Raw genomic sequence first — 23,967 nt, forward strand, 5'->3', positions numbered from 1 at the left:
TCAGGCGAACTTCGGCAACTCGTCCTTCGTCACGTAGCGTTCCGAATTATAGGCCGCGTTCAGCGTGGCGGCGGTGTTCTGCACCCCGTCCTCCAGCCACCTTGTATGCCAAGTCAGGAACCACAGCCAGTCCGCCTGCGGTCCCAGCCCGGCGGGATCGGGGATCGGACCGTTTTCGTGCAGACAGATCGGCACGCTGTCCCCGACGATCGCCTTCACCCCGGCGAACATCGCCGACAGGTTGCCATGATGATCGACATAGGTGTCGGCCCCCGCGATATCGACCATATCGCGTCCGGGGTAATAGGCCACATCGGGCACGTCGGCATAGCCCAGCACCCAGATCAGATTGGTCAGTTTCCGGTCGTCGACGAAGTAACGGTACATCGTCCGCCACAATGCCTTGAACCCTTCCGCCCCCCATTGTCCCCACCAGAACCATGTGCCGGTGAATTCATGAAACGGGCGCCACAGGACCGGCACGCGCGCGTCGCGCAATTCGGTCAGCAGATCGCCGATCTGCGCCATGTCGCGCATCATCGCAGCATGTTGCGGCGTGCCGGCGGTCAGCGCCGCCTTCACGTCGAACGGCTGCTTCGAATTCTCGTATCCCGTCCCCTTGTCGGGTGCGCCCCAATGCCAGCAAATGCTGGGCAACCCGCCTTCGTCGCGCCACCACCGGATCGCGCGGGCGTTGACGTTCGCATTGTCCTTCGGATCGATGTAATCGAGACCAAGGATCGCGGGCAGCTTGCCCGTCGTCTTCCTCAGGAAGTCCAGTTCGGCGCGCGGGCCGCGCGGGGTCCAGCTCGATTCCTGCTGACCGGTCAGCGTCCGTTTGCCGTACACGCTCCATAGATAGCGATAGACCGCCCGTGCCTCGCGCGATGCCTTCGGGTTGCTCAGCGTCCGGGCCGGGGTCGTCGCCCCTGCCGGTAGCGCGGCGCTCAGCCCCAGTGCTGCCAGCCCGCCCAATCCTTCGCGCCGCGTGATCCGCATCGCCCTCTCCCGTATCGTTGTCGGGATCAGGCTGGCCGGACTAATACTGAAAATCAACATTCTATTTCGCCGACCGTCCGGTCGTCATAGAATGGACCATGCCCGACCTGTCGACCATCGTCTCCGATATCGCCGCCGAAATGGCCGCCGCCCCCGATCGCGGTATCCCGGCCGATTACATCCCGCCGCTGGCGGCGGTCGATCCGGGCCGCTTCGGGATCGCCGTGATCGAACGCGACGGGACGTGCCATCTCGCGGGGGATGCCGACGAAAGCTTCTCGATCCAGTCGGTGTCGAAGGTGTTCGCCCTCACCCTCGCTTTGGGTGCGGTGGGCGATCAGCTCTGGCGGCGCGTCGGTCGCGAACCGTCGGGCAGCGCGTTCAACTCGATCGTCCAGCTCGAAACCGAACATGGCGTGCCGCGCAATCCGTTCATCAACGCCGGTGCGATCGTCGTCGCCGACGTGCTGCTCGGCCGCAACCAGCCGCGCGAGGTACTGGGCGAATTGCTCCGGTTCGTCCGGGCGGCGGCGGGCGAGGACGGCATCTTCATCGACGAAGCCGTCGCGCGCGCCGAACAGGATACCGGCCACCGCAACATGGCGCTGGCGAACTACATGCGGGCGTTCGGCAATCTGCATCATCCGCCCGAAGCGACGCTGGGCGTCTATTTCCATCAATGCGCGCTGGCGATGAGTTGTCGCCAGCTTGCGCTGACCGGACGCTATCTGATGGCCGGCGGGATCAATCCGACGACCGGGCACAGTATCGTGTCGGCGCAACGGGCGCGCCGTATCAATGCGTTGATGCTGACCTGCGGCCATTATGACGGATCGGGCGAATTCGCCTATCGCGTCGGCCTGCCGGGCAAGAGCGGCGTGGGCGGCGGCATCCTCGCCATCGCGCCGGGCATCGCGTCGATCGCGGTATGGTCGCCCGGTCTGAACGAACGCGGCAATTCGCAACTCGGCACGCTGGCGCTCGAACGACTGGTGCAACGCACCGGCTGGTCGATATTCGAACCGCGCGGCTGACCGGTCAGAACCGCCGGGAAACCCCGCCATAGACGCGCAGCGATGGCGTCGCGTGATTGAGGCCCGCCGCCCCGCCCGCATCAAGGATCAGATCGCCCGACACCTGCCATGCGACCGCCAGTGCCGCGCGCGTCTCCGCCGCCTCGGTCGCGCCGATCCATTGCGCCTCTGCCGTCAGGTCGATCGCCTCGCCCAGCGCGATGCCCAACCCCAGCGTTGCGCCCGGCACGACATGATGCCCGTCCCCGCCATCGTCGGCCGCATAGGCGACTTCGGGCGAGAATTGCAGGTTGAGCGTATCGTTCAGGTCATAGGTGATGGGCGCAATCATCGACGCCGACCAGTCGCCATCACCGATCGGATCGCGTCCGACCGGCAGTGTTACCGACGGTTGCAGGCCATAGGACAGGCCGCTGCCATCGGGGTTGCGCAACGCGATCCGCCCGCCGATCGACAGATCACCGGTCCGCATCGTGCGGCTGCCGTCGCTGCGGTCGCGCGCCACGCCGATCGGCGTCCACGCGATCTGCGCCTCGATCCGGTCGGTCAGCCCGACGCGAAACAACGTGTCGGCGAACAACACCGTGTCGCTGTCGTCGTCGCGCTCCCAATCGGACAGCGCGGTCTCGACCGCCGTCCGGCCGGGGTCGAGGACGCAGGCCGACTGGCCAAGGCTGGGGCGGGTCGAGCAATAGTCGCGCGCCAGTGCCGGCCCCGCCATCGACAGACCCGCGACGCACAGCCCCGCCGCCGCGATCCGCCTCAACGCAACGTCACCCATGTCGGGGCGTGATCGCTGGCTTTTTCGCGTCCACGATATTCCTTGTCCACGCCGGCATCGACCATGCGGTCGGCGGCGATCGGACTGAGCAACAGGTGATCGATGCGGAACCCCGCGTCACGCTGCCACGCGCCGGCCTGATAATCCCAGAAGGTCCACACGCCGCCGTTCGGAAACCGGGTCCGCAACGCGTCGGTCCACCCCTGCGCCAGCAACGTGCGATACCCCGCGCGCGATTCCGGCTGCATCAGCGCGTCTTCCTGCATCGCCCGCACCGAATAGACGTCGTCGTCGTTCGCGATGACATTATAGTCGCCGGCCAGCACCACCGGCTGCTCCGCTTCGAGCAGTGCCAGCGCGCGCGTGCGCAGCCGATCGATCCAGCGCAGCTTGTAGTCGAACTTGGGTCCGGGTTGCGGGTTGCCGTTGGGCAGATAGATCGACGCGATCACCACGCCGCCGACCTCGGTTTCCAGATAGCGGCTATGCTCGTCCTCCGGCTCACCCGCCAGTCCGCGCTGGCGTTCGATCGGGTCGGCGCCCCGCGCCAGCACTGCGACACCGTTGAAGCCCTTCTGTCCATGCCACAGCGCACCATAGCCCGCCGCGCGAATATCCGCCTCCGGGAACGTCTCGTCGCTCGACTTGAGTTCCTGAAGGCACACCACATCGGGCTGTTGCTCGCCCAGATACTCCAGCAATCGTGGCAGGCGGGCCTTGATGCCGTTGACGTTATAGCTGACGATCTTCACGTCAGATCGCGAAGCTGGTGCCGCAGCCGCAACCCGATGCCGCCTGGGGATTGGTGACGCGGAACGCCGCTCCGCCAAGCGACTCGACGAAATCGACTTCTGCGCCGCGCACCAGATCGATGCTGACCGGATCGACCACCAGCCGCACGCCATCGGTTTCCGCGATTAGATCATCGCCGTCGGGGGCGTCGGCAAGACCGAAGCGATACTGAAATCCCGAACATCCCCCGCCTTCGACCGACAGCCGCAGGATCGCGGGCTTGGCCTGTTTGGCGGCGATCGCCGCGACACGCGCGGCGGCGGCGGCGGACAGGGAAATGTCGGTGGAAAGGGTGGCGGTCATGACGGTGGAGATAGGCCCACCGCAGTCGATCGGCAACCTTGCCTGATCAGTTGGCGGGGCCACCCATTGCCAGCCGTTGCCGCTGCGCACGATCGGCGGCCAGCGCCAGTTCGCCTGCCTGAAGATACGGCGCGGGATTGACCGCCGCACCGTCGATGCGGACTTCGTAATGCAGGTGGCTGCCGGTCGAACGCCCGGTCGATCCCATCAGCCCGATCAACTGGCCACGCCGCACCCGCGCATGGTCGGCCACGAGGATTTTCGACAGATGGCCATAACGGGTCGCGATGCCCTTGCCATGGTTCACTTCGATCAGGTTGCCGTACCCGCCGGCACGTTCGGCGCGGGCGATGATGCCATCAGCCGACGCATAGACCGGGGTGCCGAGCGGACCGGGGATATCGACCCCGGCATGCATTGCGGCGGTGCCGCGGAACGGGTCCGAACGGACGCCGAAATTGCTGGTGAACGATAGATGCGCGACCGGCTGGAACGACGGGATCGAAATCGCCGCCTGCTCGATCGTGTCGAGCTTTTTCCAACTCAGGAACAGCGCGCGGAACTGCGCGTCGGCGGCGGCATCGGCAGTTGCTGCACCGGCGGTCGCCGCAGCGGCCACGGCGGCATCCACCGGCTCATATGGTCCGCCCATCGCGGCTACGGCGCGGCGCGGGTTGATGCCCAGCCGCTTCATCGAACGGGCGGTATCGGCATAGCGCGCATCGGCGATCGCACGGGCCTGCGCTGCCATCGTCGCCTGACGCCGCACCACGCGGTCGAACGGCTGGGTCACGATGCGGGCATCGCCGGAAACATCATGCGGCTCCAGCGCAGCCAGCGCCAGTCCGTCTGCATCGTCCGACCCGGTCAGGACCGCGGCCAGCGCGGCCTGACGGCGGTCGACCCGGGCGGCGTGTTCGCGGGCGTTGTTGCGAAGCCGGGCTACGTCGGCGCGCATCGATGCGACCTGCTGCTGCATCGTGGCCAACTTGTCCGCCGACGTCTCGACATCGACGATGCCGCCCGCGACGGCCGTATCGATCGCGGCCTGCCCCATGCCATAGGCCGAGAACGCCACGGTCAGCGTCGCCAGCCCGGCGGCGACGGCCTGGGTCCGGCCGGAAATCGAGCAGCGGCGAAGCCGGCTGCCGTCATGAAACAGGATGTTGCGAGTCTGAAAGATCGAACGGAACCGCGTGGCGATCGTGGCGTTGACTTGCAATACGGACGGTATCGTCATCAGTTTTCGCGACCCAGAATTGCGATCGCAACAACGGCGCGATCGATGAACCCTTTGTCCAGACAGCAGCCCCCGCGCCTTGACCCCCTGAACGTGCCGTAATCGCTACGCCGGTGGCAAGCGCATCGGGCGTTCGGCGCGTCAGAACGGCATCGACGTACGGCGAGCCGTTGGGTTGCCGTTAATCATGATCCGAACCGGCACCGCGACCGGTGTCCGCAATCGATTCGAACACTGCCGCCGCATGGCCCGGCACCTTCACTTTCTGCCACGATCGTACCAGCGTGCCGCCCGCGTCGAACCGGAACGTCGCGCGTTCAACGCCCATGTAGCGGCGACCATACATCTGCTTTTCGACCCATGTCCCGAACATGGCAGACGCGGTGCCGTCCTCGTCGCTCGCCAGCCTGACCGTCAGCGCGTGTTTCGCCGCGAACTTCGCCAGGCGGGCCGGTGCATCGCGCGAAACGCCGACCACATCGACGCCGGCCCGATCGAACGCATCCGACAGTTGAGAGAACTCCTGCGCCTCGCGGGTACAGCCGGTCGTGTCTGCCTTGGGATAGAAGTACAGGACCAGCCCCCGCCCGTGCCTGTCGGCCAGATCGATCGGCGCGCCGTCTGCCAGAACCAGCGTCAGCGGCGGCAACATGTCACCGGTTTCCATCGTAGCGTCCCTCCATCACATCGGCCCATGCCGTGCGTACATCGTGCCGGGTCGTGTCCAGCGTCGCCATCACCTCTGCCCAGTCACCGCACCCCACCGCCGCCGCTAGTATCGGCTGCGTCGTGTCGGGCGGCAATTGCGCGCCCGGCGCGATCAGCCGCACCGCGACGATCAGCCGGGTCAGGAAATCATGCGCGTCGCGCATCGCTTCGGGCAACAGGCCGCACGCGATCAATAGATCAACCGCTTCACCCAGATGCGGCGAAAAGGCGGTGCGTTCCCGCAATTGCAGCACATGCACCGCGAATTCGAGGTCGACGAGACCGCCCTCCCCCAGCTTCGCGTCCAGCGGCCCGGCCGATGGCTTGTGCCGCGCCATCTCCGCGCGCATCGCGACCGCTTCGGTAGTCACGTCGCGCACCGGCCGGTCCCCCGCCAGCACGCGCGCGATGATCGCCGCCGCCCGCTCGCGCGCCGCTGCCGACCCGACGATCGGACGCGCGCGGGCCAGCGCCATATGCTCCCACGTCCACGCATCCTCGCGCTGATAGCGTTCGAACCCGGTCAGCGAGACGACCAGCGGCCCCTGCGCCCCCGATGGCCGCAACCGGGTGTCGACTTCGTACAACGGTCCCGACGCGGTCTGGACCGACAGGGCGGCGGTCAGCCGCTGCGCCAGCCGATTGTAATAGAGGACTGCCCCCAACGGTTTGTCGCCATCCGATTCCGCCGCGAAATCGCCGGTGAAGCAATAGATCAGGTCGAGGTCGGACGCATGCGTCAGCGCGCCGCCGCCCAGCCGCCCGAGGGCCAGCACGACCAGTTCGCTGTCCGGCACCCGGCCGTGCCGTTCGGCAAAGGCATCGGCCGTCGCGCGCGCAAGGACTTCGACCGCCGCTTCCGCCAGCCGGGCATAGCCGGCCGCCACCGCCAGCGGATCGCCGGTTCCGGCCACCACTTGCACGCCCAGCATGAACCGTTTTTCGTTCACCACATCACGGACATGGTCGAGCAGCCGTTCATAGCCTTCGCCGGACCGCATCCGCATTTCCGCCGCCAGTTCGGCGACCGATCCGACCGGTTCCAGCGCGCGGGCGTCGATCAGCGCATCCAGCAACGATGCACGGCGCGCCAGCGCGTCCGCCAGCGTTGGCGCATGGCACAGGATCGTACTGAGCAGTTTCGCCAGCGCCGGCTGCGCTTCGAGCAGGCGGAACAGGTTGATCGCGCTGGGCAACTTCGCGAGCATCGCATCGAGGCGCAGCAGCGCGGCGTCGTGATCGGACGCGGCGGCCAGTCCAGCGATCACGCCCGGCAGGCTGTCCTCCAGCGCACTACGCGCTGCCGGACTGCGCAACGCCGGATAGGCACCGCCGCGCCAGTCGGCGATCCGGCGCACCGCCGCATCGGGCGGATCGAACCCCAGCGCGGCCAGACGTCCGGCCAGCAGCCGGGGATCGGCGGGCAGCCGCGGTGTCGCCGCACCGTCCAGCCGATCATACACGCCCGCCACCGCCGCGACGTGCGGCGCGAGCAACGCCAGCAACGCATCGCCATCGGCGACGCCGTGCAACCGCGCCACGCGGTCGATCGCCTCGCCCTTCGCCGGCAGGCTGTGGGTCTGGCGATCATCGACCATCTGCAACCGGTGTTCGATCGTGCGGAACAGCGTGTAGCCCGACGCCATCGTCGTCGCTTCGTCCGCCGCGATCCGCCCGGCCGCCGCCAGCGCTTCCAGGGCGTCCAGCGTCGCCGGTACGCGCAATCGCGGATCGCGGCCGCCATGGACCAGCTGGTGGACCTGCGCGAAGAACTCCGCCTCGCGGATGCCGCCGCGCCCGCGTTTCAGGTCGTATCCCGGACCGAATGCCTGCCCCTGCGCATAATGGTCGCGAATGCGGCGCGTGATGTCGCGTATCTCGCCGATCGCACCGAAATCCAGCGCCCGTCGCCACACGAACGGTCGGATTGCGTCGAGAAAGCGTTCACCCAGCGCGGTATCGCCGGCGGCGGCGCGCGCGCGAATAAATGCCGCACGTTCCCACGGCAGCGCCGCCGATTCATAATAGCCGATCGCCGCATCCACCGGCAACGCGATCGGCGTCACCTCGGACGAAGGCCGCAGGCGAAGGTCGACGCGCAGGACATAGCCATCGCCATCGCGCGCCTGCAACAATTCGGTCGCCCGCCGGGCGATGCGCACCGCCGCCTCCGCCGGATCGTCGCGCTCCCGCCGGGGAAGAATTGCGGGATCGTACAACAGGATCGGGTCGATATCGGACGAATAGTTGAGTTCGCGGCTGCCCTGTTTTCCCAGCGCGATCGCGGTGAAGCCGATCGGTGCGGCACCCGGTGTCCGCTCCTCGATCGCGGCGGCGATGGCCCGGTCGAGCGCGTGATCGGCAAAATCGCTCAACGTCCGCGTCACGCGGCGCAGGTCGTAGGCGCCGCCGAGATCACCAAGTGCCACCAGCAATGCCAGTCGCCGCCGCTCGATCCGCAATCGCCGGGCCAGCGGCACGTCAGGATCCTCCAGCGCGATCACGGCGAGCGCATCGACATCGAACCCGGTCAGACGGTCCAGAAAATCGCCTTCGCGATCGACCAGCGTCGACAGGAACGGCGATCCGTCCCGCACGCGGGCCAGCAGTTCGGAATCGAGACGCATCGTATGGCTACCCCCTATCGTCGAACCTTATCATCGTCGGTCCAGATGCGTGCGATGAACGAATTGGCTGGCGGCACGTTGAAACCGCATGACGCTTCCCCCGTCCCTTCCCCATCACGCGCCGTTCGCCACATACGCGGTACGATGTCCGTCGTCGATCGACGGCATCGGGCATGCGTTACGGCAAAGCTATGGCCGGGGCACCGGACTGACAGCGGACATGCTCGAAAGCATCCGGCGGCTGGACGCTATCCGGCACTGACGGAACCGTTCGCGCGCCCGAAACTCCGGCACAGTCAAGATATCAGAAGCGACGCCTGAGCGGCAAGCCAGCAGCGCGATCGCCGATCAGACGAGACCTACGATTGCAGCCGTCAGTATGTTCGATACCGCTGCGTGGCATCGAAGAATACGAATGACGCGGTACTCTAACATCATCGGCGCCGTCTTGCGGCAAAACCGGCCGTTTGTTCGCGCGGAGGTGTACCGTCGGACACTCCTCGGAATCGACACTGGAGCGGACCGGACGCCGGCTCAACGCAACCGACGCTCCTCGCTACTTTCAGCGATCCTTGCTCAGATCGTCGACCTCGCCCATGATCGTATCGAGCACGGTCTGGCCATTATTATCCGGCTGCGACGCCCGCGACGGCAACTGGCCGTCGGTCATCAACGCTTCCAGCGCAACGCGACCGCGCGCGACGCGGCTCTTGATCGTTCCGACCGCGACGTTGCAGATCTCGGCCGCTTCCTCGTACGCGAACCCGCCCGCGCCGACGAGGATCAGCGCCTCGCGTTGCGGTTGCGGCAGGTGCAGCAGCGCGCGCTGCATGTCCGCCAGTTCGACATGACGATCCTGACTGGCAGGCGCGGCAAGGATACGGTCGGCGACCAGATCGTCCCACTCGCCCTTGAACCGTGCGCGGCGCATCTGCGAAAGATACAGGTTGCGCAGAATGATGAAGGTCCAAGCCCGCATGTTCGTGCCGGCCTGAAACCGCTGCCGCGCGGCCCAAGCCTTCAACAGCGTTTCCTGTACCAGATCGTCGGCAAGATCGCGGCTGCCCGACAATGACCGGCCGAACGCGCGCAGGTGCGGTATGACCTGCGCCAGCTGTTTCTTGAACTCCGGGTCGGACAGGGCGACATGCTCCTGAACTTCGACGTCCGCGTTTTCAGTAGTTTCGGGGTCGGTCATTCTTATCCGTTCGATACGCGGGCGGCCATGGGCCAGCTCCAGACATAGGCGTTGGCATCGCTGAATGCCAGCGATGCCCCTGACGATGCCGGTCCGTTCAGGACAGAAGAATGTACGCCATTACAACGATCACCGCCACCAGCGAGATCGCGAGAATGTAACGGGTAATGCCGGGGGTCGAACCGGCTCGGGCGCGCGTGGCGCTGACCCGGATGCGTTCTTGATCGTCAGCCATGCCAGCTTAACCCCCGACTATCGTTTTGGGTCCGTATCGTTTCAGACTTCCGCCGGAACCGTCGCATCGTCGAAGAACAACGCCTGGCTGATCGCGGCCTTCACCGTCGAACGCTGGAACGGCTTCGTGATCAGGAACGTCGGTTCGGGACGCTCGCCGGTCAGCAACCGCTCGGGGAACGCGGTGATGAAGATCACCGGCACGTTGAATTCGGACAGGATGTCCTTCACCGCATCGATGCCCGAGCTGTCGTCCGCCAACTGGATATCGGCGAGCACCAGGCCCGGCCGGTCCTGCATCGCCAGCGCTACTGCCTCGTCGCGCGTCACGGCGACGCCGGTCACCTCATGGCCCAGATCGCGGACGATCTGTTCAAGGTCCATCGCAATCAGCGGCTCGTCCTCAATGATCATCACGCGCGAACGGGTCTGCTGCTCGATCTCGCGCATCGCCTCTGCGACCAGTTCCTCGACTTCCTCGGGGGTCGAATCGATCAGGTATGCAGTGTCTTCGGTCGTGAAGCCTTCCATCGCCGTCAGCAACAACGCCTGTCGCGACAAGGGGGCGATACGCGACAACCGGGCACGGGCGATGGCCTCGTTGTCCGATCCCGCATCGCTGCCCTCGCCGAAGACTTCGGGCTGCGACGACGCCCAAATCGCCTGGAACGTGCGATACAGGCCAAGCCGGGGATCGACCTCGCGCGGAAATTCTTCCGGTGCCGCGACGATCGCCTCCAGCGTGGCGCGGACATACTGGTCGCCCTCGCTCTGGCTGCCGGTAAGGGCACGGCCATAGCGCCGCAGGAAGGGAAGATGCGGGGCAAGCTGTTGTCCGAGCGACATAGTCTGATAAAACTCCTTCGACGCGCGGCAGTCCCGGGGGACGGACGTGCGGACATTCAACACGGGTCGATACGGCACGGAGAAGACGCCTCCCCCGAGTTCGCGTCAGGCCATGGAACCAACGAGCGCGTCTTTTGTTTCCTGCCTGCCCGACGTACCGTATCGCACGTGTCCGAATGCTGTTCGACGGGCGCATTTCGTACGGGCGAACTGGTCCGGATATCGGGGGAAGGCATACATTCGTGAAGAATGGTGAACAGGAGGCGAAGCTGTCCAGTGCGACGCCTCGGGCTGCGATGCAGGCCAATAGAAAAGATTCGTCCAATTTGGGCAATGCGTTGCGTGCCGTGTATCAGGATGCGATCGGTGAATCGGTGCCCGATGAGATGCTCGATTTGCTCAGCAAGCTGAAATAGTCGTCGTCCACGTGACGACATCCCCTTCCGACCGTTGGCGATCGTCCCACCCGGCGACCGCATTTCGACGTATGCCTACCGGCGCGAAGGTCGTGCTGATCCTCAGTGCGGCATTGCTTCCGCTCGCGCTGATCGCGTTGTTCGCGACGCTTCAGACATCACGTACCGCCGATCTGGACACGCGTGCCCGGTTGCGGGTCGCTGCGATCGAGGCCTCACGTTCCATCGCGATCGAACTTGTCGGCGATATGAGAGCGTTGCGCACAGCGATGAACGCGCTATCCGAGGATCCCGACAATGCGCCGGGCTGCGCTCGGATCGAAGGGGTCTTCGCACAGCAATCGGCGGCAGGCGCGCGCTTCGGCATTTTCGCGCGCGACGGGAGACTTGTGTGCGGCACCGCGGTCCCCCGCCCTTCGCGCGGCACGGCGGATGCTGGCGGACTGCGGGCGCAGATTCTGCCGGACCAGGGACTGGTGCTCGATATCGACGGTCCGGGCAAACGCGCGCACGCCACCGCGTTCTTCCCGACCGACATGCTGCGCGATCTGGCCCAGCCCAGCGGCTATGCCACGTCGTTCGCCGCATCGCTCGAACATGACGACGAACAGGATATCCTGTTGAGGGCGCTGCCCGAAGAACGCGGTTTGGAGCGGCTCGAACGGGTCCGCATTCCGCTGAGCGTCGACGACCTGAATTTCAGCATGGCGGTGCGGAAGGCACCGATCACCTCGCCCTTCCTCGTCGCCATGGTCCTGCCGCTGGTGATGTGGATCGCGGCGACCGGAATCGGTTGGTTCGTGGTCGACCGTCTGCTGATCCGTCCCTTGCGCCGGCTGCGCAGCGATATCGGGAAATACCAGCCGGGACAGCCGTTCACCGACGTCGATTTCGGTGCGATCCCTGCGCAGGAGATCGCCGATCTGGGCGAGACGTTCCAGGACCTGACATTGACTGTCGAACGCCACGAACAGTCGATGGCCGAAGGTCTGGTCCGCCAGACCAAGCTGACCCGCGAAGTGCATCACCGGGTAAAGAACAACCTTCAGGTCATTGCCAGCCTTATCAATTTCCATGCCCGCAGCGCCCATGGCGCGGCGGCGTCGGATGCCTATGCCACCATCCAGCGCCGCGTCGATGCGCTCGCGGTCGTCCATCGCAACCATTATGCGGAAATGGAGGAAAATCGCGGGCTGGAGCTGAAATCGGTGATCGGCGAACTGGCGTCGAACATCCGCGCCACCGCGCCGGAATCATCGGCCCGCCTGGGCATCGCGCTGAACGTCGATCAGGTGCTCGTGACGCAGGACGTCGCGGTCGCGGTGTCGTTCCTTCTCACCGAATTGATCGAGCTGGCGACATCGGTCAATCCGCAGGCTCAGATCGGCATATCGCTCCGTCACATCGGCAACACCGATACCGCCGTATTGCGCGCGAGCTCTCCCTCGCTGGTCGAAGGGGCGGAGTTCGATACGCTGGTTGCGACTCGCTATGGCCGCATCATTCTCGGCCTGTCGCGCCAGTTGCGCGCGCCGCTGCACCATGATCCGTTGACCGGCGCCTATGAGATCACGATTGCCGCCAAGGCGGCCTGAACGGGCGTTACCGCAGCCCTAGCATCTTGTGGGTCTGTAACGACAATCGCCATTCGGGACGGGCCATGGCAAACGCCACGGCGGCATCGCGGTTCACCGCCTCCAGCCCGATCGCGTCCATCGGCTGGACTAGCCGGTGTGCGAAGTCCCAGTCGGCGAAGGCATCGGGATCGATCCCGTCCTGCGGCCATACGAGTTTCAGCTCGTCACCCTGTCGCTGGACGACCTCACTACCCGCCTTGGGGCTGATGCAGATCCAGTCGATGCCGAGATGCGCGGCGATCGTGCCGTTGCTTTCGATCGCGATGGTGAACCCCGCGCCGTGCAGCGCCTCGACCAACGCGTCGTCGATCTGCAGCATCGGCTCCCCGCCGGTGAGCACCACGAAGCGGCGTTCGCTGCCCGGTCCCCAATGTCCGGCCACGGCGGCGGCCAACATCGCAGCATCGGCGAACTTGCCACCGCCCAGACCGTCGGTTCCCACGAAATCGGTATCGCAGAAGCGGCAGATCGCCCGCGCGCGGTCGACCTCTCGCCCGGTCCACAGGTTACAGCCGGCGAAGCGCACGAACACCGCGCGACGGCCGGCATGTACCCCTTCCCCCTGCAGGGTCAGGAACATTTCCTTGACCGAATACGACATCAGTCGGCCAGCGGCGCTTCGGCATAGCGGGTCGGGTCGGGCAGGCCCGCTTCGGCAAAGCCCTTGGCACGCAGGCGGCAACTGTCGCAGCGTCCGCAGTGGAGATCGCCGGCCGGATCGTAACACGACCAGCTGATGCCGGCATCCAGCCCCAGCCGCGCCGCTTCGCGCGCGATATCCGCCTTCGTCATATGCTGCAGCGGGGCATGGATACGGAAACGATCGCCTTCGACGCCGGCCCGCGTCGCCAGTTCGGCCAGCGTCTCGAACCCGGCGATGAATTCCGGCCGGCAATCCGGATATCCCGAATAATCAAGGGCATTGACCCCGATCCACAGGTCGCGCGCCCCCGCTGCTTCGGCCCAGCCCAGCGCGAGGCTGAGAAAGATCGTATTGCGTGCCGGGACGTAGGTAACCGGAATATCGTCGCCCACGCCATCCTTCGGCACCGCCAGCGTATCGTCGGTCAGCGCCGATCCGCCGAACGCACGCAGATCGAGCGGCAGCACGACGTGGCGCTCCGCCCCCAGCAGCGTCGCAATCCGTCGCGCCGCCGCCAGTTCGATCTGATGCCGCTGGTTATAATCGATCGACAGCGCAAGCAGCCGGTATCCTGCCTCCCGCGCAAGCGCGGCAGATACCATCGAATCCAGCCCGCCGGACACGAGCACCACACTGATCGGAGAAGTCGACATGACGCGCTCGCTAGGCGTTCCGCCGGATGTAGGCAACCCGGGCAAAGAACGGGCCGCTCGCAAGCGGCCCGAAGGAAGTCTTCTTTCAGGGAGACTTTGCATCCGTCAGGACGCAGTCATACGGTAGTGCCCAACTGGTAAACACAGGATTAACGGGCTGGCGATCCGCAATTGCCGACGCGGCGCGCAATGATCGCGTCGGAAAAGGGCGCGCCGTCGGCAAAGCCTTCACTCTCGATCCGCAATGATCGCGGCGTATCGACGCGGATCACGGTGCGGACATGGCCCGTGCCAGGACAGGTGTAGTGCACCGTCGCACTGTCGGTGCCGTCATCGATGACGAACCGGCTGCATTCCGCCCCGCGATGACGCAACCGCAGGAACACCGCTGGGTCGGCGACGCAACTGTCGCGGGGCGGCGTAACCTGTCCCACCGGACGTAGCAGCCAGCGTCCCGCCACGACCCCGCGCATCGCCTTCAGCGTCGGCGCATGCGCCGGCTGCGCACCAGCCGCTACTGACGCGACCATCAGCCCGACCGCGATCCCCCACCGCATGCCAAGTCCCCCCATCTTCAATCCCTTTCAGCGCCGGTCAGGCGACTACATCGTCCAGCGGCAGCGGAAACTTCGTCGCGCAGAAGGCGCAGTCGACGGTGATGATGCCTGCATCGTCTGCCATCGCCCGCTGCTCCTCCGGCGGAAACCGCGCGATCACCCCGGCGATATATTCGCGGTCACAGCGACAGCCACGGATAAGGTCGGTGGTGCCCAACACCCGCACTTCGCGTTCCTCGTTGAACAGACGCCACACGATCGTTTCCAGCGGGATCATCGGATCGGCGAGTTCATCCGCGCCCATCGTCCGGCCCAATGCCTCGACATGCTCCCATTCGGGATGGTCGAGCCGCGTATGCAACCGCTCGCGGCCATCCTCGCCTTCGGGAAGATGCTGGAGGAACATGCCACCGACGATCCGGCCGCCTGCCTCGTCGAAGCCGAGGCCCAGCCGCACCAGCGACGGGATTTGTTCGGATTGCAGGAAATAGCTTTCAGCTGCCGCCGCGATCGAATCACCGTCCAGCGGCACGATCCCCTGATAGCGTTCGCCCGACGTCACCTGATCGAAGGTGATGGCCAGATATCCCTGCCCGAACAGCGCGAACAGCGACGGCGTTTCGCCCAGTTCGGCCAGCCGCTCGCGATCGAAGTCGACATAACCGCGCAACTCGCCGTTCTTGTAATCGCACACCATCAGCCGGACGATGCCACCCTGCGTCTGCGCCTGGAGCGTCAGTTGCCCGGCGGCATCCTTCAACGTCGATCCCAGCAGCGCGGTGAGCGCGAGCGCTTCGGCCAGCAACTGTTCGATCGGGCGGGGATAGGCATGCGCGGCAAGGATCGACTGCGCCACCGAACCCAGCCGGACCACGCGTCCGCGCGCGTGCCGATCGGGAATGGTGAAGCCGATCGCACGGTCGAGATCGGGCAGGCGTACGGTATCAGTCAAGCAACGGCTCCCACGTCCGGCAAACCGGACGAAATGTGATCGATCGCTCACATGGGAGCCGCCGCATCGTTTCGCAAGCGGTTTGCGGCAGGTTAGCGTACCGATTGCCGGTCAGCGTCGCGAACCCGCCTGTGTCGGGCAACGCTATCGCGTTCCGCCAACGCGGGTGGGAGTGCGTAACGCCCGGGTCGGTTACCCGACCAGCCCGAAGCACCAGCGCAGGATCGCCTTCTGCGCATGCAGCCGGTTCTCGGCTTCCGGCCAGATCAGCGATTGCGGTCCGTCGATCACCTCCGTCGTTACTTCCTCGCCACGATGCGCGGGCAGACAGTGCAGGAACACTGCGTCCGACTTCGCGTGCGCCATCAGGTCGCGCGTCACCTGATAGGGAGCCATCGCGGCCAGCTTGGCATCGGCCTGCGCCTGTCCCATCGATATCCACGTATCTGTGACTACGACGTCCGCATCGCGCACTGCCTCTACCGGATCGCGGGTAATGCGGGCACGGGTGCCCGCTGCCTCGATCACGTCGGCGGCGGGATCATAGCCTTCGGGGCATGCCGCGATCACGTCGAAACCCAGCAACGCCCCCGCCTCGACGATCGAATGCAGCACGTTGTTGCCGTCGCCCAGCCATGCCCATTTCAGGCCCGGCAACGTCTTGCCCGATTCGATCACGGTCAGCAGATCGGCGACGATCTGGCACGGATGCGATCCGTCCGTCAGTCCGTTGACGACGGGCACGCTGGCATAATGCGCCATCTCGTCCAGCTTCGCCGGATCGTCGGTGCGCACCATGATGGCATCGCAATATCCTGACAGGATGCGCGCGGTATCCGCTACCGTCTCGCCGCGCCCAAGCTGGGTCGTGCCCGCGTCTAGCACCAGCGCGCTGCCGCCCAACTGACGCATCGCCATGTCGAACGACACACGCGTGCGGGTCGATGATTTTTCGAAGACGCAGGCGAGCGTGTGACCGGCAAGCGACGCGTCGCCATCGGCCCGTCCCCTGGGCCAGCCCTTGCGCGCCGCCTTCGCGTCGAGTGCGTCGTTGAGGATGGCGGCGATGCCGTCGGCACCGGCCGAGGCGAGATCTAGAAAATGGCGCATGTCGGAATTCTCCCGGCACGGGGAAAGACCTTTTCCGCGACGCGGTGGTGGGAACGTCCCTCCTACCGCGCCATCGACCGGGCGCTCCCCATGCGTGGCATGGTCCCTCCCCCGTTCGGGGAGGACGTAACATCAGTCGTCGGCTACCGGCACATAGACGCGGGCGGCAGCGGACAGCTTTTCGATCGCCTGCGCGATATGGCGCTCGTCGATCACCAGCGGCGGCAGGACGCGAACGACATTCTCGCCCGCCGCGACCGTCAGCAATTGATGCTGATCGCGCAGATGCGCGACGAAACGTCGGCTGTCCGACTTCAGCTTGATCCCGAGCATCAGGCCCATGCCGCGCACTTCCTGAAACAGGTGATCGTGGTTCGGGATCATCTGTTCCAGCCCCTGTCGCAGCCGGTCGCCCATTGCCTTCACATGCGCGAAGAATTCGGGTTCCAGCATCACGTCGAGCACCGCCTGCCCCGCCGCCATGGCCAGCGGATTGCCACCATAGGTCGATCCGTGCGTACCGAACACCATGCCCTTCGCCGCGTTTTCGGTGGCAAGGCACGCGCCGAACGGAAAGCCGCCGCCGATCCCCTTCGCCGCCGACACGATGTCGGGGACCACGCCATATTGCTCGTGCGCGAACAGCGTGCCGGTCCGGCCATAGCCGCACTGCACCTCGTCCAGCACCAGCAACAGGCCATGCTCGTCGCACGCCTTGCGAAGGCCCGTCAGGAATTCGGGTGTCGCGGTACGCAGACCGCCCTCACCCTGCACCGGCTCGACGAGGAAGCCGGCAGTCTGATCGTCGATCAGCGCCAGCGCGCCTTCGAGATCGTTGAATTCCGCGTATTTGAAGCCGGGCAGCAACGGTTCGAACCCGTCGCGCATCTTCGCCTGATTGGTGGCGGAAATGGTCCCGAGCGTCCGGCCATGGAACGCCTGGTTGAAGGTGATGAGCGTATGCCGCTGCGGATTGCCGTTGGCATAGTGATAACGGCGCGCGGTCTTGATCGCGCATTCGACCGCTTCGGCCCCCGAATTGGTGAAGAACACCGTGTCGGCGAAACTGTGGTCGACGATCCGCTGCGCCAGCGCCTCGCCCTGCGGCGATCCGTACAGGTTGCTGACGTGCATCAGCTTCGCGGCCTGTTCCTGAATCGCCTTCGTCAGGTGTGGATGGCCGTGGCCCAGCGCGTTGACCGCGATCCCCGCCGCGAAGTCGAGATATTCGGTCCCGTCCTCGCCATAGAGATAGCAGCCTTCCCCTCGGACCGGACGCACGCCGCACCGTGGGTAAACGGGCATCAGTGCGGGGGTCGTCATCGAACTGCCTCCTCGGCGTTGGGGATTTCCAGCGGTAGAAACGCAAAAGGGCGGCCAACCGGGCCGCCCGGAGCGACGCTTTACCGCCGCCCTGCCCCGTCCGTCAATTCTTGAGCTTCCACCCCGATCGCAGCAGCGCATAACACAGCATCGCCAGTACGATATCGATCACGAGAATGATCGCGCCGCCCAGCAGCACCGGCGAATCAGCACGTTCGAGAAAGCCGTAGCGGAAGCCGGAGATGATATAGAAAAACGGATTGAGGTGGCTGATCGCGCGGAACGTCGGGGTCAGCGCGTCGACCGAATAGAAGGTGCCGGACAACAGCGTCAGCGGGCCGATCACGAAATTGGTGACGGCGGCGGCATGGTCGAACTTCTCTGCCCAGATCGACGTCAGCACGCCGGCCAGCGCGAGGAAGATCGACCCGAACAGCCCGAACCACAGCACCGCGCCGGGATGTCGCGGCATGACGTGGACACCGGGATAGAGCAGCATCGCCCCCCACAGCACGATTCCGACGAGAAACGCCCGCGTGACCGCCCCGCCGACCAGCGCCGCCAGCAGCTCGCCGGTCGACAGCGGCGGCATCAGATAATCGACGATCGTCCCCTGAATCTTGCCGACCAGCAGCGCGAAGCTGGAATTGGCGAAGGCGTTGTTGAGCATCGCCATCGCGATCAGCCCCGGCGCGACGAAATCGGGGAACGGCACGCCCAGCACATTGCGCGCAGCACCGCCCATCGCCACCGAAAAGATGACGAGAAACAGCAGCGTCGTGATCGCCGGTGCCCAGATCGTCTGGAGTTGCACCTTGAAGAACCGGCGCACCTCCTTGATATAGAGCGTGCGCACGCCACCCCAGTTGACGTTTCGGATGACCGGCACGCCGGGGTCGGCGATGATGAATGTCTCGCGCGACGGGGATTGTTCCTGCATGGCTGTGTCGCCTAATCGCTGGCGGCATGTCAGGCAAGGCGCGCTGATATCGAAGGACGAATGACGAGCATGAGCTGGACCGAAGAACGCATCGCGACCCTGGCCAAGATGTGGGAATCGGGCATGACCGCGAGCCAGATCGCGGAGGAACTTGGCGGGATCAGCCGCAACGCGGTGATCGGCAAGGCCCATCGCCTCGGCCTCCAGTCGCGCCCTTCGCCGGTCAAGTCGAACGATGCCGGCAAGGCCGCAGCGGCGGCCCCCGCGCCCGAACCGGCAACCGTCGCGCCGGAACCGGTTGCCGAACCCGCGCCCGTCGTGCCCGAACCGGCCGTCGTGGCCGCGCCCCCTGCGCCGGAACCGGTTGCAGCCGCGCCGGTCGACGACGATCCGTTCACGCCGCTGGCGGTCGATGCCGAAGACGTGGCGGACGACGAGGAGGAGGAAGCGGACGAGGCAGAAGAGGCACCGGTCGTCGCCCCGCCGAAGCCCGATGCTCCCGTCCTGCGTTCGGTCGGCCCCGGCGGGTTCCTGCGGCAGAATCCGGGCGAACAGTCGGCTCCGCTGACGCCGGCGCCGCCGCGACGTCTGGTCCCCGCACGGCCCAGCGATGCGATCGCAGGCAAGACGACGCTGCTCGATCTGAACGACCGCATCTGCAAATGGCCGATCGGCCATCCGGGCGAACCCGACTTCCATTTTTGTGGCGACAAGGTGAACCCGGGCTTCCCGTATTGCGTCGCGCATTGCGGCCATGCCTATCAGGCGCAGTTGCCGCGTCGCGATCGCCGCCCGCCGCCGCCGCTGCCCTATGGCGGTCCACGCGTCCGCTGACGTCGACCGTCCGCGCCCGGGCAACCGCCCGGCCGCGACCAGCGGTCGACCGGCCGGCGCGACCCAACGCCGCGACCGACGTTAGGGGCGTTGCCCGTGACCGCCCGACCGGCACGTCCCAGTACCACTCTTGCCCCCGCCGCGTTTGATCTACATACGTTCCGACATGGCCGACAATCTGTTCGACGCGAACCTGCCCTCCACGCCCAGCTATGACGCATCGTCGATCGAGGTGCTGGAGGGCTTGGAACCGGTACGCCGCCGGCCCGGCATGTATATCGGCGGCACCGACGAACGCGCGCTGCACCATCTTGCCGCCGAAGTGCTCGACAATGCGATGGACGAGGCGGTCGCGGGCCACGCGACGCGGATCGAGGTGCTGCTGGAACCCGGCAACCGCCTGACGATCACCGACAATGGACGCGGCATCCCGGTCGATCCGCATCCGAAATTCCCCGACAAGTCGGCGCTGGAAGTCATCCTGTCGACGCTCCATTCGGGCGGGAAGTTCGCAGGCAAGGCCTATGCGACCTCGGGCGGACTGCACGGCGTCGGTATTTCGGTCGTCAACGCATTGTCGAGCGATACGGTGGTAGAGGTCGCGCGCGACCGGCAACTTTATCGCCAGCGATTCGCGCGCGGGGAGACGCTGGGTCCGCTCGATCATGTCGGCGCGGCCCCCAACCGGCGCGGCACGCTGGTCGCCTTTACCCCCGACACAGAAATTTTCGGACCCGAACTCAGCTTCAAGCCTGCCCGGCTGCACAAGCTCGTCCGGTCGAAAGCGTATCTGTTCGCGGGTGTGGAAATCCGCTGGAAATGCACGCCCGAGTTGGTCGCGGGAACCGACATCCCGGCGGAAGCGGTGTTCCAGTTTCCCGGCGGCCTTGCCGACCATCTGCGCGAACAGGTCGGCGGACGCGAATGTGCGACGGCCGACTTCTTCGCGGGGCGACAGGATTTTCCGGGCGAGCAGGGCCGGGTCGAATGGGCGGTCGCGTGGCCGCTATGGAGCGACGGCAGCTACAGCTATTACTGCAACACGATCCCGACCCCGGATGGCGGGACGCACGAACAAGGACTGCGACAGGCGCTGGTCCGTGGGTTGCGCGGGTTCGCCGACCTGATCGGGCAGAAAAAGGCCAAGGACATGACCGCCGACGACGTGACCGTCGGCTGCGAATTGATGCTGTCGGTGTTCGTCCGCGATCCGCAGTTCCAGAGCCAGACGAAGGATCGACTGACCAGTGTCGAGGCGGCGGGGCTGGTCGAGAAGGCGGTGCGGGACCATTTCGACCATTTCCTGAGCGACAATATGGAGCGGGGCAAGGCGTTGCTCGGCCTCGTGCTCGACCGGATGGACGAACGCCTGCGCCGCAAGGCGGAGCGTGAGGTCAAGCGCAAGACCGCGACGTCGTCGCGCAAGCTGCGGCTGCCGGGCAAGCTGACCGATTGTGCGTCGGACGATCCCAAGGGCACCGAATTGTTCATCGTCGAAGGCGATTCGGCGGGCGGTTCGGCCAAGCAGGCGCGCGACCGCAAGACGCAGGCGATCCTGCCGATTCGTGGAAAGATCCTGAACGTCGCGTCGGCGACCAGCGCCAAGATCTTTGCCAATCAGGAGATCGCCGACCTGATCCTCGCCATGGGGTGCGGTACGCGCAAGGACTGCCTTCCCGATGCGCTGCGCTACGAACGGATCGTCATCATGACTGATGCCGACGTCGATGGCGCCCATATCGCCACGCTGCTGATGACGTTCTTCTTTCAGGAGATGCCCGACATCGTCCGCCGGGGGCATCTGTATCTGGCGCAGCCGCCGCTCTATCGCCTGACCGTCGGCGCGAAGTCGCTCTATGCCCGCGACGATGCGCATCGCGCACAACTGGAACGCACCGCGTTCCGGGGAAAGAAGGTCGAGGTATCGCGCTTCAAGGGGCTGGGCGAGATGAACCCGTCGCAGTTGCGCGAAACGACGATGGACCCTGCGTCGCGCAGCATGATCCGCATCACGCTGCCGCAGGAATATGAGGAACGCGCGGCGGTAAAGGATCTGGTCGATCGCCTGATGGGCACCAACCCGGCGCATCGCTTCGCGTTCATTCAGGAGAATGCGGCACGGCTGGACGACGAAGTGATCGACGCCTGAGCTTTCCGCTCGACCGATATCGATCGCGCGGCCTACACTCCCCGAACATACCGGGGGAAATCATGAAGTCGCTGCTCGCCTTCGCCGTGCTGACCGCAACGCCCGTCATGGCGCAGACCGCGCCGCCCGCGCCTCAACCCCAGCCGACCCGGACCGCGCCGGTCGCCTCGCCCGAACTGCAACAGCGCGTGCGCGAGGTCGTGACGCTGCTGGGCGGCAGCGGCGATTATGACGCGACCTTCTCGACCGGCTTTCGGACCGCGCTGCTAAAGGCGACGTTCGACGGGATGACGGCGCAGATCGTCGCACAACTGGGCAAGCCGACCGGCGTCGAATCGATCACAGCCGACGGGCCATGGGCGGCAAGGCTGAAGATCGGTTTCGAACACGGTATTCTGGACGCGCAGATCGCGATCGATAGTTCCGCGCCGCACCCGGTCACCATGCTTCGCGCGACCGGCAGCGAACCGCGCGCGGCCGCCGAAACCACGATCGACGCGATCGTCGCCACGCTGGCCACCCTGCCCGGCCGGACCAACTTCACGCTGGCACGGCTGGGTGCCGGCGCTCCGGTACGCATCGCCGGTCGCGAGTCGGCGACGCCGCTGGCGATCGGATCGGCGTTCAAGCTGGTGATCCTGTCCGAACTCGTCCGGTCGATCGCGGCCGGTGAGCGCAAATGGACCGATACGGTGACCCTCAATGGCCGCCCGCTTCCCAGCGGGTTCTATACGCAGGCGGCCAAGGGAACGGCGGTGCCGATCCGCGACCTTGCCGAACGGATGATCTCGGTCAGCGACAATAGCGCGACCGACATCCTGCTGTTCCATCTGGGACGGCAAAAGGTGGAGGCGATGTTGCCGGTCGTCGGCATGACCGATGGCGCGCGCCGCAACGTGCCGTTCCTAGGCACGCTGGAGATGTTCAAGCTGAAGGGGATCGATCAGGGGGCATTGGGCACGCGTTTCCTCGCGACGCCGCCCGGTGCGCGGCGGGCGTTCCTCGACGGGCCGGTCGCTGCGGCACCGATCGCGGCCATTCCCGCCACGCTGTTCCAGGACGGCAAACCGATCCACATCGCCGACATCGAATGGTTCGCCAGCGCCGACGATCTGGTGCGTACGATGGACTGGCTGCGACGCGCCGGCGACGGCCCCGGCGGTACGGAGCTACGCGCGATCCTGTCAAAGAACCCCGGCCTTCCGGCACCCGCCGCAAAATGGGACTATGCCGGATACAAGGGCGGGTCGGAGCCGGGCGTGCTCAACATGACCTTCGTCCTGCGCGCAAAGGACAGTCAGTGGTATGCGCTGTCGGCTGGATGGAACGATCCCGACCGGTCGGTCGATACGCTGCGCTTCACCGGACTGATGACCCGCACGCTGGAACTGGCCGCGCCACGGTAACAGCGGTGGGAGCCGGACGACCCGCTGCGAAATCGTTGCGGCTGCTTCCTTCCGGACCTGACCGGGTTGGCGACGGCATCGTCCGCCCGACTCCCGCGCGCCATATGGGCGAAGCGCCGCGCCGATGCAAGCGTGTCAGGAGCGCGTGCGCGGCAGTCGCGAATAGGGCACGAAATCGCCGAGCGACAGCGACCCGCTGGGCATGCGCGACCCGCGATCGATCAGGTTGACGATATCGATCCGGCATAGCCGCGTCCCGATCGTCCGCGTGACGAGGATATCGTCGCGATCGAGGATCGAGCCCGACCCCGGACGATTCACGAACAGCGTGCCGTTGTTCATGCGATAGACGATCGCGGTATCGTCGACGATCTCGGTCGAACGGATATCGCGCAGGTTGATGCAATTGACCGGGGAACCGACGGTGCGACCCGCCACGATCTTGTCCAGCGACGCCTCACCCCGCGCGTCCTGCGCGGCGGCAGGCATGGTGGCGAGGGCGACGGCTGCCAGCACGGCGGCGAACAGGGAACGACGCATGGGCTTTCTCCGAAGAACGCAGCCGGCGTAGCGGCAACCGGCTGA

General features: G+C 65.8%; 25 protein-coding genes and 1 other RNA gene. 7 read left to right on the forward strand and 19 right to left on the reverse strand.

The window, feature by feature from the left end; all coding sequences use genetic code 11:
• The gene (locus IFT55_RS02560) at positions 1–999 is read right to left on the reverse strand and encodes a glycosyl hydrolase (protein ID WP_192088807.1); all 999 of its coding nucleotides are present in this window, start codon (positions 997–999) and stop codon (positions 1–3) included.
• A 98-nt stretch (positions 1,000–1,097) separates the two neighbouring features.
• On the opposite strand from IFT55_RS02560, the gene IFT55_RS02565 reads away from it, so the two are divergent.
• Entirely contained in the window at positions 1,098–2,033 is a 936-nt protein-coding gene (locus tag IFT55_RS02565) for a glutaminase (RefSeq protein WP_192088808.1), read from the forward strand.
• Positions 2,034–2,037: 4 nt separating this feature from the next.
• Here the strand turns inward: IFT55_RS02565 and IFT55_RS02570 are convergent, their stop codons facing one another.
• From IFT55_RS02570 to IFT55_RS02595, 6 genes are all read right to left on the reverse strand, one after another.
• Positions 2,038–2,814 carry a transporter gene (locus IFT55_RS02570; protein WP_192088809.1) on the reverse strand — a complete coding sequence of 259 codons (777 nt, stop codon included), beginning with the start codon at positions 2,812–2,814 and terminating at the stop codon, positions 2,038–2,040.
• Positions 2,796–3,566, reverse strand: coding sequence for an exodeoxyribonuclease III (gene xth / locus IFT55_RS02575; protein ID WP_192088810.1), 771 nt, complete (start codon positions 3,564–3,566; stop codon positions 2,796–2,798). The genes IFT55_RS02570 and xth overlap by 19 nt, the downstream gene beginning before the upstream one ends.
• Position 3,567: 1 nt before the next feature.
• Positions 3,568–3,909: a HesB/IscA family protein gene (locus tag IFT55_RS02580; RefSeq protein ID WP_192088811.1), complete on the reverse strand. Its 342-nt coding sequence runs from the start codon at positions 3,907–3,909 to the stop codon at positions 3,568–3,570.
• Positions 3,910–3,955: 46 nt separating this feature from the next.
• Positions 3,956–5,149, reverse strand: coding sequence for a M23 family metallopeptidase (locus IFT55_RS02585; protein ID WP_192088812.1), 1,194 nt, complete (start codon positions 5,147–5,149; stop codon positions 3,956–3,958).
• 181 nt (positions 5,150–5,330) lie between these two features.
• Positions 5,331–5,816 carry a peroxiredoxin gene (locus IFT55_RS02590; RefSeq protein WP_192088813.1) on the reverse strand — a complete coding sequence of 162 codons (486 nt, stop codon included), beginning with the start codon at positions 5,814–5,816 and terminating at the stop codon, positions 5,331–5,333.
• Entirely contained in the window at positions 5,803–8,484 is a 2,682-nt protein-coding gene (locus tag IFT55_RS02595; RefSeq protein ID WP_192088814.1) for a bifunctional [glutamine synthetase] adenylyltransferase/[glutamine synthetase]-adenylyl-L-tyrosine phosphorylase, read from the reverse strand. Before IFT55_RS02595 ends, IFT55_RS02590 begins: the two co-directional genes overlap by 14 nt.
• Before the next feature lie 88 nt (positions 8,485–8,572).
• Between IFT55_RS02595 and IFT55_RS02600 the strand changes: the two genes are divergently transcribed.
• A complete protein-coding gene (locus IFT55_RS02600) occupies positions 8,573–8,746 on the forward strand; it encodes a hypothetical protein (RefSeq protein WP_192088815.1) in 174 nt (57 codons plus the stop codon).
• A gap of 300 nt (positions 8,747–9,046) precedes the next feature.
• Here IFT55_RS02600 and IFT55_RS02605 read toward each other — a convergent pair whose 3' ends face one another.
• The 3 genes from IFT55_RS02605 to IFT55_RS02615 form a co-directional block, all read right to left on the reverse strand.
• The gene (locus tag IFT55_RS02605; protein WP_192088816.1) at positions 9,047–9,682 is read right to left on the reverse strand and encodes a sigma-70 family RNA polymerase sigma factor; all 636 of its coding nucleotides are present in this window, start codon (positions 9,680–9,682) and stop codon (positions 9,047–9,049) included.
• A 97-nt stretch (positions 9,683–9,779) separates the two neighbouring features.
• Entirely contained in the window at positions 9,780–9,917 is a 138-nt protein-coding gene (locus IFT55_RS02610) for a hypothetical protein (RefSeq protein ID WP_192088817.1), read from the reverse strand.
• 41 nt (positions 9,918–9,958) lie between these two features.
• A complete protein-coding gene (locus IFT55_RS02615; protein ID WP_192088818.1) occupies positions 9,959–10,762 on the reverse strand; it encodes a response regulator in 804 nt (267 codons plus the stop codon).
• A 242-nt stretch (positions 10,763–11,004) separates the two neighbouring features.
• On the opposite strand from IFT55_RS02615, the gene IFT55_RS02620 reads away from it, so the two are divergent.
• Both IFT55_RS02620 and IFT55_RS02625 read left to right on the forward strand, forming a co-directional pair.
• A complete protein-coding gene (locus tag IFT55_RS02620; protein WP_342029211.1) occupies positions 11,005–11,178 on the forward strand; it encodes a NepR family anti-sigma factor in 174 nt (57 codons plus the stop codon).
• A 71-nt stretch (positions 11,179–11,249) separates the two neighbouring features.
• Positions 11,250–12,773 (forward strand): sensor histidine kinase, encoded by a 1,524-nt coding sequence (locus tag IFT55_RS02625; protein ID WP_192088819.1) that lies wholly within the window; start codon positions 11,250–11,252, stop codon positions 12,771–12,773.
• A gap of 7 nt (positions 12,774–12,780) precedes the next feature.
• Here the strand turns inward: IFT55_RS02625 and queE are convergent, their stop codons facing one another.
• The 7 genes from queE to IFT55_RS02660 form a co-directional block, all read right to left on the reverse strand.
• Positions 12,781–13,416 (reverse strand): 7-carboxy-7-deazaguanine synthase, encoded by a 636-nt coding sequence (gene queE / locus IFT55_RS02630; RefSeq protein WP_192088820.1) that lies wholly within the window; start codon positions 13,414–13,416, stop codon positions 12,781–12,783.
• Complete coding sequence (gene queC, locus IFT55_RS02635) at positions 13,416–14,111, reverse strand: 7-cyano-7-deazaguanine synthase QueC (RefSeq protein WP_192088821.1); 696 nt, start codon at positions 14,109–14,111, stop codon at positions 13,416–13,418. The genes queE and queC overlap by 1 nt, the downstream gene beginning before the upstream one ends.
• A gap of 149 nt (positions 14,112–14,260) precedes the next feature.
• Positions 14,261–14,683: a hypothetical protein gene (locus IFT55_RS02640; protein ID WP_192088822.1), complete on the reverse strand. Its 423-nt coding sequence runs from the start codon at positions 14,681–14,683 to the stop codon at positions 14,261–14,263.
• A 22-nt stretch (positions 14,684–14,705) separates the two neighbouring features.
• Entirely contained in the window at positions 14,706–15,620 is a 915-nt protein-coding gene (hslO, locus tag IFT55_RS02645) for an Hsp33 family molecular chaperone HslO (protein WP_192088823.1), read from the reverse strand.
• 192 nt (positions 15,621–15,812) lie between these two features.
• The gene (gene argF / locus IFT55_RS02650) at positions 15,813–16,730 is read right to left on the reverse strand and encodes an ornithine carbamoyltransferase (RefSeq protein ID WP_192088824.1); all 918 of its coding nucleotides are present in this window, start codon (positions 16,728–16,730) and stop codon (positions 15,813–15,815) included.
• A 132-nt stretch (positions 16,731–16,862) separates the two neighbouring features.
• Positions 16,863–18,053, reverse strand: coding sequence for an aspartate aminotransferase family protein (locus IFT55_RS02655; RefSeq protein ID WP_192088825.1), 1,191 nt, complete (start codon positions 18,051–18,053; stop codon positions 16,863–16,865).
• Positions 18,054–18,156: 103 nt separating this feature from the next.
• The gene (locus IFT55_RS02660) at positions 18,157–18,993 is read right to left on the reverse strand and encodes an ABC transporter permease (RefSeq protein ID WP_192088826.1); all 837 of its coding nucleotides are present in this window, start codon (positions 18,991–18,993) and stop codon (positions 18,157–18,159) included.
• A 69-nt stretch (positions 18,994–19,062) separates the two neighbouring features.
• Here IFT55_RS02660 and IFT55_RS02665 point away from each other — a divergent pair, with 69 nt between their 5' ends.
• From IFT55_RS02665 to IFT55_RS02675, 3 genes are all read left to right on the forward strand, one after another.
• On the forward strand, positions 19,063–19,827 hold the full coding sequence (locus IFT55_RS02665) for a GcrA family cell cycle regulator (RefSeq protein WP_192088827.1): 765 nt from the start codon (positions 19,063–19,065) through the stop codon (positions 19,825–19,827).
• 166 nt (positions 19,828–19,993) lie between these two features.
• Positions 19,994–21,976: a DNA topoisomerase IV subunit B gene (gene parE, locus IFT55_RS02670; RefSeq protein WP_192088828.1), complete on the forward strand. Its 1,983-nt coding sequence runs from the start codon at positions 19,994–19,996 to the stop codon at positions 21,974–21,976.
• 62 nt (positions 21,977–22,038) lie between these two features.
• Positions 22,039–23,382 (forward strand): serine hydrolase, encoded by a 1,344-nt coding sequence (locus IFT55_RS02675; RefSeq protein ID WP_192088829.1) that lies wholly within the window; start codon positions 22,039–22,041, stop codon positions 23,380–23,382.
• A gap of 1 nt (position 23,383) precedes the next feature.
• On the opposite strand, the gene ffs is transcribed toward IFT55_RS02675, so the two are convergent.
• Both ffs and IFT55_RS02685 read right to left on the reverse strand, forming a co-directional pair.
• Positions 23,384–23,480, reverse strand: an RNA gene (gene ffs, locus IFT55_RS02680) — signal recognition particle sRNA small type.
• Positions 23,481–23,517: 37 nt separating this feature from the next.
• Positions 23,518–23,922 (reverse strand): hypothetical protein, encoded by a 405-nt coding sequence (locus IFT55_RS02685; RefSeq protein ID WP_192088830.1) that lies wholly within the window; start codon positions 23,920–23,922, stop codon positions 23,518–23,520.
• Positions 23,923–23,967: the final 45 nt, after the last annotated feature.

Source organism: Sphingomonas sp. CFBP 13720, from assembly GCF_014842075.1.
In the GTDB taxonomy this organism is placed as follows: Bacteria; Pseudomonadota; Alphaproteobacteria; order Sphingomonadales; family Sphingomonadaceae; genus Sphingomonas.